We start from the raw sequence: 12,481 nt of genomic DNA on the forward strand, positions 1-12,481 counted from the left end.
ATAAAAGGAGCAAGGGTTTGCTCCTTTTAATCTATTCGATCTAATAATGCATAAGCTCTATCTCTAGTTAGTTGTCTTTTAACTGATAAGTATTCAACAGGACCCAAAGTTCCTGAGCCATATTCTTCTCTAGCTTCGGTTGCCTGGTTTTCAGCACTTTGAGACCATTGTTCTTGTTCTTTATTAAAAGCTTCGATTTCATTTTTATTCATTTGTTCTTTTAGAATATCAATGATTTCATTCATTTTGTTTGACCATTGTTCTAAAGCATTACTAGCAGCTTCACGTATTTCAGCCATTGACATTGCTTGTTGATCTTGGGCTTCAAGTTCTTGTTCTAAAGCATCCATTTCTGCTTTTAATGTAGCTTTATCTTTGGTGTTGTTTTTCTTAGCAGTATTTTTATTATTGCTATTTTCATTTTTAAATAAATCATCAGTTAATTCTTGCCAGTCTAAATCAACAGTTTCATCATCCCCAGAAGTTTTATAAGTTACTAATTGTCCTAAGAAATTAAGTTTGTTAAAAGTTATTGTTTCTTCACCACCATAATAAGTACGAATACGAACTAAGTTTTCGTTGCAGTAAGTCATACTTTTACGATCACCAAATAAGAAACTTTCTGGAGCAGCTTTTAGATTTAATCCGTTATAAGTCCATAAATCACAAATTTCAATTTCACCAGCACCCATATCAACACCGATAAACATTTCTGAAATACCATCATGATTAATATCTTGATAACAATAATATAGCTTCATATTTTCATTATATCTTGCTTGTAAGCCAGATAATTGAACACGATATTCAGTTTCGTTTGGTGTCTCGAATTTATCTTGCCAAGAATTATAATAAGCTTCTAAAATAGGAAGATAAATATTCGTATTGACTGATTTTTTATTAGATAATATTAATTCAATTTTATATTCCAAATTACTAACTGTTTGTTGTTGATAATTAGAATCTAAGTTAGTTTTACCAGTAATTTTTAATAATACATCACTAACTTGATCAGTAAAATTAAAGTATTCATAATTAGTTTCTTTAACGATAGCAGCATCGCTGGTTAGACCAATGTTTTTAAAAGCATCTGCTGTTTCATTGTCTTGAGCTGTTGAAAGTGAAGCAGATTCATGTTTATATAATTGTTTAGCTAGTTTGTTTTCTTTATATTGTAAAATAAATGTTTCATGACTATAACCATTACCATAATTATACATTAGACCGTAAAGAGTACCACAAATATAAATTTGATCATCGTGTTCCTGAATGAAAATTCCGGTATTTTCTAAATCACCAATTCCAAGTGTAAATTGTTCTAGTGTCAAACTATCGCTTAATGAAACATTACCATCACTTTCTTCATAAATATTAATCGTGATTTGATTTCTTGTATAATCAAAATCAGCAACCTGGTTATCTAATGTTAATACTAATAGCTCATCTTGATCGTCGTTATCAAAATCCATAATTCTTGAAGTTAAAACTCCAGCTAAATCATGGATACTATCAATTTTAAAAGTATCGTATGGGTTAGTAATATGTACATAACTAGCTTTGTAATTTCCTTCACTAACTTGACCGATATCAGGAATTAAAACATCTTGAACATAAGTTGCTAAAGAATATTTTATTTTTATAGTTTCATCATCAGTGTTTTCATCTGCCTTTTTTAAGATTTCAACAACTTTAGGATAATCATTTTGAGACATATAAAGATTTGATAGCTTTTGATATGGTTCAACTTGTTTAGGATCAATATCAATAGCTTGTAAATAAGCATCTTCAGCTTTTTGATAATCCATATCCTCAATATAAGTATCTGCATCTTCTAAAGCTAAGTCATAATTACTTTTTTTAGGTTCTTGATTAATGAAAATAAAATAAATAGCTAAAGCAATAGCAATAACAACTACTACAATTCCGGCAATCATAAAAATACGATTCTTTTTTATGTTTTCAATTTTAGAGGATTCGATTTTACTACCACATTGGCTACAATAAAGAGCACCGTCTTTATTATCAAATCCACATTTCTTACATTTCATTTAAACGCCTTCTTTCTATGAAATTACTTATTTAACCTAAAGAATAATATACCATATAATCACTTAAAAATACAGATTGTTAAATAAAAAGCCAGAAACTAAGTTCTGGCAATATTCATAAACTAAATATCTAAACTATTTAAAATATCTTTTAAAGCTTTAGCACTAGCTTGTAATTTTTCATTTTCTTCATTATTTAAATGAATATCAACAACTTTTTCAACTCCGTTTTGACCAACGACAGTTGGAATACTTAAACATAATCCCTCTAAACCAAATTCACCTTGCATTAAGCTAGATACAGGTAATACAGCATGTTCATCTTTAACGATAGCTTCAACAATTCTTTTTACTGCAACAGCTACACCGTAATAAGTAGCCCCTTTACGTTCGATGATTTCATAAGCACTATCACGAACTTCTTGAGCTAATCTTTCCATTGCTTCTTCATGTTGGAAATGTCCTCTTAATTCACAGAAGTGATTAATATGAATACCACCAACAGAAGCTCCAGACCAAACAGCTAATTCACTGTCACCATGTTCACCAATAATATAAGCATGAATATTACGAGGATCTACTTGTAAATGACGACCTAATACATATTTTAATCTTGCTGTATCTAGAACCGTACCAGATCCAATTACACGATTAGCAGGGAAACCTGATAATTTTAAAGTTACTTCAGTTAGAATATCAACCGGGTTAGAAACTACTAAAATTATTCCTTCACAATTTCTACTAGTAATTTCTGGAATTATACTTTTGAAAATATTAACATTTTTCTTTACTAAATCTAATCTAGTTTCATTTGGTTTTTGATTTGCGCCAGCTGTAATAACAATAATACCAGCATCAACAATATCATCATAAGTTCCCGCATAGATTTTCATTGGTGTTAAATAAGCACTACCATGACTTAAATCCATTGCTTCCCCTTCAGCTCTTTCTTTATTTGCATCTATTAAAACCATTTCTGAAAATAAACCTGTTTGAATTAAACTAAATGCTGATGTTGATCCAACAAACCCACATCCGATTACTGCAATTTTTTGCATATTTACCATAATAATTTCCTCCTCTTGTTACTTTTAGTATACCGTTTTTTTAAATAAATACAAATTTAATGCCCTTATTTTTTTGTATATTAATTTTTATTGATTGAATCAATGTTTTTTTATTTAGCGATGTATCAAATAAAAAAAGATAAACCTGATTATAAGTTTATCTGTGTTCTTCTATAAAGTCTTCTAAATACTGCATACTATATTCAAAGTCATAATAGCACTCTTCTAATTCAATTAATTCAGTTAGTGAATAGAACTCGTTTTTTAGAATTGGTTCTAATAGAACAATGCTAACTGAAGTATCACCATTTTTACCACCAATACTAAATAAAACATCATTTTTGTTATTCAAAACAAGACTAAACTTATTAGGAATGTTGAATTTTGATTCTTTGACAATATAAAATTGATAATTACTATGTTTTTTAGCGAGATTCAACATTCTTTTAAGTATTAGTATTACTTCATTTTTAGAAAAAGGTTTATAAAACTGGTTAGGTATTTCACTGACACGACCGGTTTTATAAAATGATTTTAATCCTGATTTTGTAAAATAAAAAACAAATTTCTTTCCTTCTTTGATATGGGTTAATTGTTTGTTTATGTATGTAAGTAAAAAATCGGCGATAAATTGTAAATATTCTTGAGGACCGGTATATTTTTCTTGAATGATATAGCGATCTAAATTAGGAACAATACATGGTTCAAAGGAAAAAGAACGAATATCATTGACGGCATTTGGATTACTAAAATCATATGATTGAACATAATAATTGACAATATCTACTACTGATGTAATGTTTTTACAAAATGGGTCAGCCTTATTAAAACTATTATCGAATTGTTTAGATAAATAATCATTAATATCTTTTTCTAATAGAATCCCTGATGTTAAATCGGTATTAATTAATAAAGTGTAAGTATCACTAGAAATTAGATAAGGAAAAGAAAAAGGATTTTCAATCATAAGTGATAAGTCACTATATTGATATCTAATATTACAATTATCTAAAAATATAATCGGTAATAGATTTTCAAATTGTTTAATATTATCAAGCTGATTAGCTTCAGTAGTAGAAATCTTGATTAATAATTCCATAGATAATAAACTATTTGATTTTAAATTATCAAAAATAATTTTAAAGATCTCATTGCTTTTAGGTAAATATACTTTAATTTTATGACTTTTTGATTGTTTGGCTTGATTAATTAAATAACGAACAATCATAACTAATTCATCTTTATTAGTTGCAAAGTTACTAACACTATCAAATGTATAATCAATATTAAAATCATAATCGCTAACATCTTTAGGGTAACTAATATTTTCGATTATTTGTTTAATTGATTTAAGACATTCATATTTATGATAACCTACTTTTTCGATTTTATAGACATTATACAAGTGCTCTCGCTGCTGCTTGGATAATGTTAATTTATCAGCAATTTTTTCGATGTTGGCATAACTGCTAGGAAAACGATCACCAGAGATATATTTTTGTAAGACAGTACGATTTATATTAGTTTCTTCAGCTAGTTTTTTGATACTATATGAAGAATTTTTTATTAAATAATCTAATAAAACTGAAAATTCCACTTTATCCATTGTCATATCTCCCACAAATTATTTGATTTAATATTTTAATGCTTTCATCATGTTTAAAACAATACTCCTCAATTTCAAATAACAAATCTAGTAATAAAAAATCATGACAAATAGTATTTTCATATATTGTTATACTAAAAGTATCAAAGAAAAATACTAATGAATTTTGATTAGTGATAATTGTTAAGTTGTTTGGAAAACTTATTTTATTATCGTTGAAAACATGAATATTATGATAATGGTTTTCGATAATATTATTTAATATTTTTTTATAGTTGTTTTTATTGGTTAGATATTTATCTTGTTTTAGTGTATTATTGAAATCTTTAATAGAAAAAAATAAAGATATTTTATTTGTTTTAATAAACTTATCAATAGCTTCTTTGAAATTTAAATATTTTTCATTTGTTTGTTGATCAATCAAAGCTAACTGTTTTGATGTAAACAAAAAATGAATAAAAAATGGTGTATAGCTAAAGATTTGATATTTAGCATTTGGATAATTAAAAAGTGAATTTAAATAGTCAATTGTGTTGTTTGATTTATAAAATAATTGTTTTGAAAATTTGCTTTTTTTATTAAATTCATTCTTTAGATATTTTTGATCATCATCTGCTAACATGCCGAGTGAATAATCACTATTAATAAGTAAAACATAATTTCTAGAACTGATAGTATATGGGAATATACTATAAAAGTTTGTGTTATCAATTTTACTATACATGTATTTAATGGTTATTTTATTGTCTAATAACATTAAAGGAAGTAGTTTTTGAAATTGATTTAAATTAGAAGAATCAATATCGTTATCTAATTTTTTTAAATTAACGATTTGTTCTACCATTAAATCCGGATTGTTTTTGGCATAAAAGTATATAATATCAGATAAATCATTATCACTATTCATGAGTATTTGAACTTTTTTGGTAGTTTTAAGAGCATCTTCTAAAATAAAATGAACCATTAATTTCAATTCTTCAGGATTTTTAGCAAAATTATTTGTTTTCTGGAAGTTGTAATGAATATTGTAATTTGTAGCTTTGAATGAAAAGTCATTTAATAAATTAAGAATTGATTTTAATTTAATTAATTTTTGTTGTTTTGAATAACCTACTTTTTCAATGAAATACGCTTTTTTTAGTTCATTTTTTTGATGAATCGATAAAGATAAAAATTTAATTATTTTTTCAACAGGCCCATAACTAGCTGGCATTTGAATACCGGACATATATTTTTGAATAGTAGTTCTTGGTATGCCAGTTAGTTTAGAAATGGTTACCACATTGTACTGGCTTTCGTGAATATATTGTTTTAAAAGTAAAGAAAAATTATTAATATTCATTTGTTTCTCCCCGCCCCGTTAATTTATCGTATAAGTAATTAAATTATACATTTTTTTAAAAATAAATGGTTAAAAATGTAATAAAATGTGTATTATATGTAATAATTAGTCTTTATTTGTGTATGATAATACATATTTATAAAGTATTAATAACTAAATATTAATTTATTAGATTTATAAATAGGTAGCTAAAATAAAGGATAAGGCGTATAATGAAGATGTATTGGAGGAATGGAATGATGGATAGAGCAGTGATGACTGGTGATAGTACTAACATTATGCCATATGTAATATTAATGGTTGTTGCAGTGGTAGTAATTGCTGGTTTTATCATTTATAAGAAAAAGAAGAATAAATAATATAATCATCTGTAATTTAGGCAGATGATTTTTATTTCTTTACAATATTTATAAATAAGTTATAATAACTTTAGATGCTTTCGTTATAACGTGACGAAAGTTTAAAAGAGGTGAGGTAGTGACTAAAATAACTGACTTAAAAGAAGATAACATTCATCAAATCAGGCAATGTTTTTATGATGGTGAAATTTGGACTAAAAATAAACTAGCTCAAAAAACTGGGTTATCATTAGCGGCTACTACTAATATTTTACAATATTTACTTCAAAATAATGAAATATTACTTGATGGTAAAGCTCAGTCTACTGGTGGTCGAAAATCAAAACAATATGTGTTAAATGCTGATTATCAAAGTTTAGGTGTTATGATCTTAAAAAGAGATCATATAAATTATTATTATGCTGGTAGAATATATAATTTACTAGGAAAATGTTTAGGTGATATTCGGTTAACCGGGACTAAAGGTGATTATAATGAACTGGTACAGGCAATTGATTTGCTTTTAAAAAAGAAACACTTTGATAGTTTAGTAATAAGTATTCCAGGTGTAAGTAATAATGGAATGATTAATATTTGTGATTTTGAAGAATTGGCTCAAAGAGATTTAGGTGGCTTATTAAAAGATAGATATCAATTATCAATAATTATTGAAAATGATGTAAATATAGCTGGTATTGGTTTTAGTCGTCAATATCCACAATGTAATAATCTAGCGTTTATGTATCAGCCTAAAGTTAAGTATATTGGCTGTAGTATGATAATTAATCATCAGCTTTGTAAAGGGTTCTCAAATTTTGCCGGTGAATTATCGTATTTACCGTTTTTCACTCATTTGCAACAAACAGAAATGTTAAAGAAGGCACCAGACAATTTACTTTTAGATCAGCTTGTTAGTTTATGCTGTGTTGTAAATCCGGAGATTGTTGGTATTAGTAGTGATGTATTAGAAGATTTTTCGGGTGATGGAATGGAAAAGTATTTACCAAAAGAGCATTGGCCGCAAATAGTTTTTGTTGAAGATTTTGATAGTTTAATTTATGAAGGGTTATATGTATTAGGGATTGAAAAGATAATAGATAATATAAAAAAGGAGCAGACTAATGGATAAATATATAGATTTACATATGCATTAAAAATATAGCGATGATGGTGAGTTTACACCTAGTGAATTAGTTGAAATGTGTCATCGCTCTGGGATTAAAATTATGGCTATTGCTGATCATAATAGTGTAAAAGCAATTGATGAAGCTAAAGAAGCAGCTAAAAAATATGATATCAAATATATCAGTGCAACAGAAATTGATTGTACCTATAATGGAATCAATCTTCATGTATTAGGTTATGGTATTGATTATCATCATGAAGATTTTAAACGTCTAGAACAAAATGTTTTAGATCAAGAATTAAAATGTTCGAAAGAAAAAATACTTTTAACAAACAAATTAGGTTTTGAAGTTGATGAAGAAGCTTTAAATAAATTAAGTGCTAATGGTGTTTATACTGGTGAAATGTTTGGAGAAGTATTATTAAATGATCCTCGTTATCAAGAACACCCATTATTAAAACCATATCGTGAAGGTGGCGCTCGTAGTGATAATCCATATGTTAATTTTTATTGGGATTATTATAGTCAAGGTAAGCCATGTTATACCAAAATTATTTATCCTAGTTTAAAAGAAACCATTGATTTAATTAAAAAGCACGGTGGAACTGTTGTTTTAGCTCATCCGGGTAATAATTTAAAAGGACAATTTGAAGTTTTTGACGAAATGGTTGCATTAGGTGTTGAAGGAGTAGAAGCATTTAGTAATTATCATAGTTTAGAGACAGTAAATTATTTCTATAATGCCGGTAAAAAACATGATCTTTTAATTACTTGTGGCAGCGATTTTCATGGTAAAACAAAACCGGCTATTGAACTTGGTGAGTGTCGCTGCAACATAGATGAACATGATATTGAAGAACAGTTAAAAGAGTATAATTTAATTTAAAAAATGATGACAAGCAGCTTGGATGCAAGCTGTTTTATCTTTACAAAAAAATAATAAAATTGTTCTTTAATTAGTACAATTGTTATGCTATAATCGAGGCGGAAAAAGAGGGTAGTGAAAATGGATATACGAAAGAAAAAGAATATCATTAGTTTTTTTGCGGTTATCTTATCAGCATTGATTATGGCTTTTGCAACAAAAAATTTAGTCCGTCCGGCTGGAACTTTATCCGGTGGATTTATGGGAGTTGCCATTATGGCTGATATGATTGCTGAATTATTAGGGGGAAGTTTACCAACTTCAATTGGACTTTTATGTTTAAATGTACCGGTGGCATTATTTTGTGCTAAGAAAATTTCTAAACGATTTGTATTTTTTTCATTATTACAAGTTATATTAACATCACTTTTTTTACCGTTAATGCCAACGTATCCATTATTTGATGATACAATATTAAATGTAATTTTTGGTGGCTTTTTATTTGGGATTAGTATTACGGTAGCTTTAAAAGGAAATGCTTCTAGTGGGGGGACAGATTTTATTGCATTATATATCTCTAATAAAAGTGGTCGTGAAATATGGAATCAGGTCTTTGTATTTAATGCAATGTTATTGATAATTTTTGGTTTTATTTTTGGTTTTGAAGCAGCTGGTTATTCAATTTTATTCCAGTTTATTTCAACTAAAACAGTATCAAATTTCCATACTCGTTATAAGCGAGTAATGTTGCATATTTATACAAAATGTAAAGATGACATAGTTTCTGTGTATTGTAAAAAATTTCATCATGGAATTACTGTATTAGATGGTGTTGGAGGTTATTCAAATAAACCGGTTTCTTTGCTTACAGCGATTGTTTCAAGTTATGAAGTTGATGATGTGATTATGGCTATGAAGGAAGTCGATCCTCAGGTAATTATTAATGTGTCTAAATCAGAAAAATATGTAGGTCGTTTTTATAATGAACCGTTATAGAATATAATTAGATAAAAAGGCTAACCATCGGTTAGTCTTTTTTAATAATAGCTAGGGTTAATAGGATGCTCGATGGCATAAAAACCGCCGTCAAAACTATAGGCCTGATAGCCTAAGGCTATTAGTTTTAATGCTAAGTCAGATGATCGTTTACCGCTATAACATATTAGAAAAATTGGTTTATTTTTAGGACAGTCAAGTTTATCGATTGTAAAGTCCTGGTAAGGGATATTGACGAATTTTGTCAGGTGAAGCTGTTTATATTGATAAGGCTCTCTTAAATCGATGAATAGATAATCGTGTTTAAGTAATTCTGGTAGCATATTGATACTGATTAAATGGTTGACTTTCATCACTTTCACCTCATTATAATGTATGAAACTAATTGAAAACAATGCTTAAGAATGGTATAATTCAGCCATGGAGGAATGTTGAATATGGATAAGAAAACAATCAAAGATATCGAAGTCACTGGAAAAGTTGTTTTATGCCGTGTTGACTTCAATGTACCTAGAGACAAAAAAACTGGAGAAATTACTAATGATAATCGTGTAGTAGCTGCTTTACCTACTATTAATTATCTATTAGAACAAAATCCAAAATGTATTGTATTATTCTCACACTTAGGAAAAGTTAAAACAGAAGAAGATAAAGCTAAAAATGATTTAGCAGTTGTTGCTCCTTGTTTAGAAAAACATTTAGGAAAACCTGTTACTTTCGTTAATGCGACAAGAGGACCAGTGTTAGAAGATGCAATCAAAAATGCTGATGAAGGTTCTGTAATTTTAGTACAAAATACTCGTTATGAAGCTGGAGAATCTAAAAATGATCCTGAACTTGGAAAATACTGGGCTTCATTAGGGGATGTATTTGTTGAAGATGCATTCGGTTCTGTACATAGAGCTCATGCTTCTACTGCAGGAATTCCTGCTCATTTACCAAGCGCAGCTGGATTCTTAGTAGAAAAAGAAATTGCTTATATCGGAAAAGCTGTAAATGATCCTGAAAGACCAATGGTTGCAATTTTAGGTGGTGCAAAAGTTTCTGATAAAATCTTAGTTATCGAAAACTTATTAAAAATCGCTGACAAAGTTATCGTTGGTGGTGGAATGAGTTATACATTCGCTGCTGCTCAAGGATATAAAATTGGAAACTCTTTAGTTGAAGAAGATCGTATCCAAGTAGCTAAAGATATTCTTGCAAAAGCTGGAGACAAATTATTATTACCAGTTGATTCAGTTGTAAATACTGCATTTGCACCTGAAGGTGATATTAAAGTAGTTGAAGGTGACATCCCTGAAGGATATATGGGATTAGATATTGGACCTAAATCAGTTGAAAACATTAAAGCTGCATTACAAGGTGCTAAAACAGTTATCTGGAATGGACCAATGGGTGTATTCGAAATGGAACCATTTGCTAAAGGAACAATTGAAGTTTGTGAAGCTTTAGCTAACTTAGATGGTGCTAATACTATTATCGGTGGTGGCGATAGTGCTGCTGCAGTAATGCAACTTGGATATGCTGATAAAGTTTCTCATATCTCAACTGGTGGAGGAGCTTCATTAGAATATATGGAAGGTAAAGTACTTCCTGGTATTGCTGCAATTGATGATAAATAATAAGGGGAAATAATAATGAGAAAACCAATTATTGTAGGAAACTGGAAAATGAATAAAACAATCGCTGATACTAAAGCATTCGTAGAAGCGGTTGATGGAAAAGTTAGTGACAGTGCTGATTGGGGAATTGCAACTCCATATTTAGCTCTACAAACTGCAAAAGCAGAAGCTAAAAACTTATTAGTTGCTGCTGAAAACTGCCACTTTAAAGATAGTGGTGCTTATACTGGAGAAGTTAGCGTTGAAATGTTAAAAGAAATCGGAGTTGAATGGGTAATCCTTGGACACTCTGAAAGAAGACAATATTTCGGTGAAACTGATGAAACAGTTAACGCTAAAATGCTTCAAGTATTAAAAAATGATATGACTCCAATCGTATGTGTTGGTGAAACTTTAGAAGAATATGAAGCAGGAACTACTAAAGATGTTGTTAAAAAACAAACAGTAGCTGCTTTCAAAGATGTATGTCCAAAATGTGCATCTCGTAGCGTAATTGCTTATGAACCAGTTTGGGCTATTGGAACTGGTAAAACTGCTACTAATGAAATTGCTCAAGATGTTTGTGCATATATCCGTAGCGTAATTGCTGATTTATATGATCAAGAAGTAGCAGATGCAATCAGAATTCAATATGGTGGATCTGTAAAACCTGAAGGATTAAAAACTTTACTAGAACAACCTGATATTGATGGTGCTTTAGTTGGTGGAGCTTCACTTCAACCAGATTCATATATTGCAATGATTGAAAATTTAGGTTAATAAAACTATTAAAGAAGGCTTGTTTTAAAGTCTTCTTTTTTATGATTATTGGTAAATAAAATGGAAATAATATAAAATGAAAAATATAAAGCATATTAGTAACGATTACTATTTATCTATGCTATAATCAAGGTGCAAGGGATAAATAAACTTAATAAGGAGGTTTTCAAAATGAAATTATTAAAATGCCCAATTTGTGGCAATGTGGTTGAAATGGTAGAAGATCATGGTGTGCCTCTAATGTGCTGTGGTAAACCAATGGTTGAAGTTAAAGCTGGCGAAGTGGATGCGGCAGTTGAAAAACATGTACCAGTTGTCAATGTTGAAGGTGATTATTTAGTGGCAACAGTTGGTGAAGTTTTACATCCAATGACACCAGAACATTTAATTAGTAATATTTGGGTTGAATTTAGCGATGGAAGTGCAATGAAAGTTACATTGACACCTGAAGACAAACCTGAGGCTCGCTTTAATATTGCTGGTAAAAAAGGTAAAGCTACAGTTTATGAATATTGTAATCTTCATGGATTGTGGAAAGCAGAAGTTGAGTTATAAACCTCCATATGACTTGGAGGTTTTTTTATATTTAAAAATTAATGAAAAAAATTATAAAAAAAGTATTGCATTTATCGAATAATAATGTATAATTTGTAGTTGACGCAATATGTGTTACTATGCGTGGAAGGACTATGTCCATTTGACCACAGCACGG

Annotated in this window: 11 protein-coding genes and 1 pseudogene; 7 read left to right on the forward strand and 5 right to left on the reverse strand. The window is 29.0% G+C overall.

Going from position 1 to position 12,481, the window contains the following annotated elements:
• Positions 1-26: 26 nt before the first annotated feature.
• The 4 genes from ABGT36_RS00585 to ABGT36_RS00600 form a co-directional block, all read right to left on the reverse strand.
• The gene (locus ABGT36_RS00585) at positions 27-2,048 is read right to left on the reverse strand and encodes a lysozyme inhibitor LprI family protein (protein ID WP_346676400.1); all 2,022 of its coding nucleotides are present in this window, start codon (positions 2,046-2,048) and stop codon (positions 27-29) included.
• 122 nt (positions 2,049-2,170) lie between these two features.
• Positions 2,171-3,115 carry an L-lactate dehydrogenase gene (locus ABGT36_RS00590; protein ID WP_087302551.1) on the reverse strand — a complete coding sequence of 315 codons (945 nt, stop codon included), beginning with the start codon at positions 3,113-3,115 and terminating at the stop codon, positions 2,171-2,173.
• 157 nt (positions 3,116-3,272) lie between these two features.
• A complete protein-coding gene (locus tag ABGT36_RS00595) occupies positions 3,273-4,721 on the reverse strand; it encodes a hypothetical protein (RefSeq protein WP_346676401.1) in 1,449 nt (482 codons plus the stop codon).
• On the reverse strand, positions 4,714-6,063 hold the full coding sequence (locus tag ABGT36_RS00600; RefSeq protein ID WP_346676402.1) for a hypothetical protein: 1,350 nt from the start codon (positions 6,061-6,063) through the stop codon (positions 4,714-4,716). Before ABGT36_RS00600 ends, ABGT36_RS00595 begins: the two co-directional genes overlap by 8 nt.
• 236 nt (positions 6,064-6,299) lie before the next feature.
• On the opposite strand from ABGT36_RS00600, the gene ABGT36_RS00605 reads away from it, so the two are divergent.
• From ABGT36_RS00605 to ABGT36_RS00620, 4 genes and pseudogenes are all read left to right on the forward strand, one after another.
• A complete protein-coding gene (locus ABGT36_RS00605; RefSeq protein ID WP_296883705.1) occupies positions 6,300-6,422 on the forward strand; it encodes an LPXTG cell wall anchor domain-containing protein in 123 nt (40 codons plus the stop codon).
• 118 nt (positions 6,423-6,540) lie between these two features.
• Positions 6,541-7,530: an ROK family protein gene (locus tag ABGT36_RS00610; RefSeq protein WP_346676403.1), complete on the forward strand. Its 990-nt coding sequence runs from the start codon at positions 6,541-6,543 to the stop codon at positions 7,528-7,530.
• Between the two features lie 40 nt (positions 7,531-7,570).
• A pseudogene (locus tag ABGT36_RS00615) lies at positions 7,571-8,413 on the forward strand (PHP domain-containing protein); the annotation flags it as partial.
• Between the two features lie 120 nt (positions 8,414-8,533).
• Positions 8,534-9,388 carry a YitT family protein gene (locus tag ABGT36_RS00620; RefSeq protein WP_087374080.1) on the forward strand — a complete coding sequence of 285 codons (855 nt, stop codon included), beginning with the start codon at positions 8,534-8,536 and terminating at the stop codon, positions 9,386-9,388.
• A 41-nt stretch (positions 9,389-9,429) separates the two neighbouring features.
• On the opposite strand, the gene ABGT36_RS00625 is transcribed toward ABGT36_RS00620, so the two are convergent.
• Positions 9,430-9,741 (reverse strand): rhodanese-like domain-containing protein, encoded by a 312-nt coding sequence (locus tag ABGT36_RS00625; RefSeq protein WP_346676404.1) that lies wholly within the window; start codon positions 9,739-9,741, stop codon positions 9,430-9,432.
• Positions 9,742-9,825: 84 nt separating this feature from the next.
• Here ABGT36_RS00625 and ABGT36_RS00630 point away from each other — a divergent pair, with 84 nt between their 5' ends.
• The 3 genes from ABGT36_RS00630 to ABGT36_RS00640 all read left to right on the forward strand — a co-directional run bounded on the left by ABGT36_RS00630 (position 9,826) and on the right by ABGT36_RS00640 (position 12,324).
• Positions 9,826-11,010: a phosphoglycerate kinase gene (locus ABGT36_RS00630; protein ID WP_087374084.1), complete on the forward strand. Its 1,185-nt coding sequence runs from the start codon at positions 9,826-9,828 to the stop codon at positions 11,008-11,010.
• Positions 11,011-11,025: 15 nt separating this feature from the next.
• On the forward strand, positions 11,026-11,769 hold the full coding sequence (tpiA, locus tag ABGT36_RS00635; RefSeq protein WP_087302568.1) for a triose-phosphate isomerase: 744 nt from the start codon (positions 11,026-11,028) through the stop codon (positions 11,767-11,769).
• A 171-nt stretch (positions 11,770-11,940) separates the two neighbouring features.
• Positions 11,941-12,324, forward strand: a complete 384-nt coding sequence (locus ABGT36_RS00640; protein ID WP_346676405.1) for a desulfoferrodoxin family protein — start codon at positions 11,941-11,943, stop codon at positions 12,322-12,324.
• The last annotated feature ends 157 nt before the right edge of the window (positions 12,325-12,481 follow it).

It is taken from the genome of Erysipelatoclostridium sp. An173 (genome assembly GCF_963931465.1).
GTDB classification, from domain to species: domain Bacteria; phylum Bacillota_I; class Bacilli_A; order Erysipelotrichales; family Coprobacillaceae; genus Thomasclavelia; species Thomasclavelia merdavium.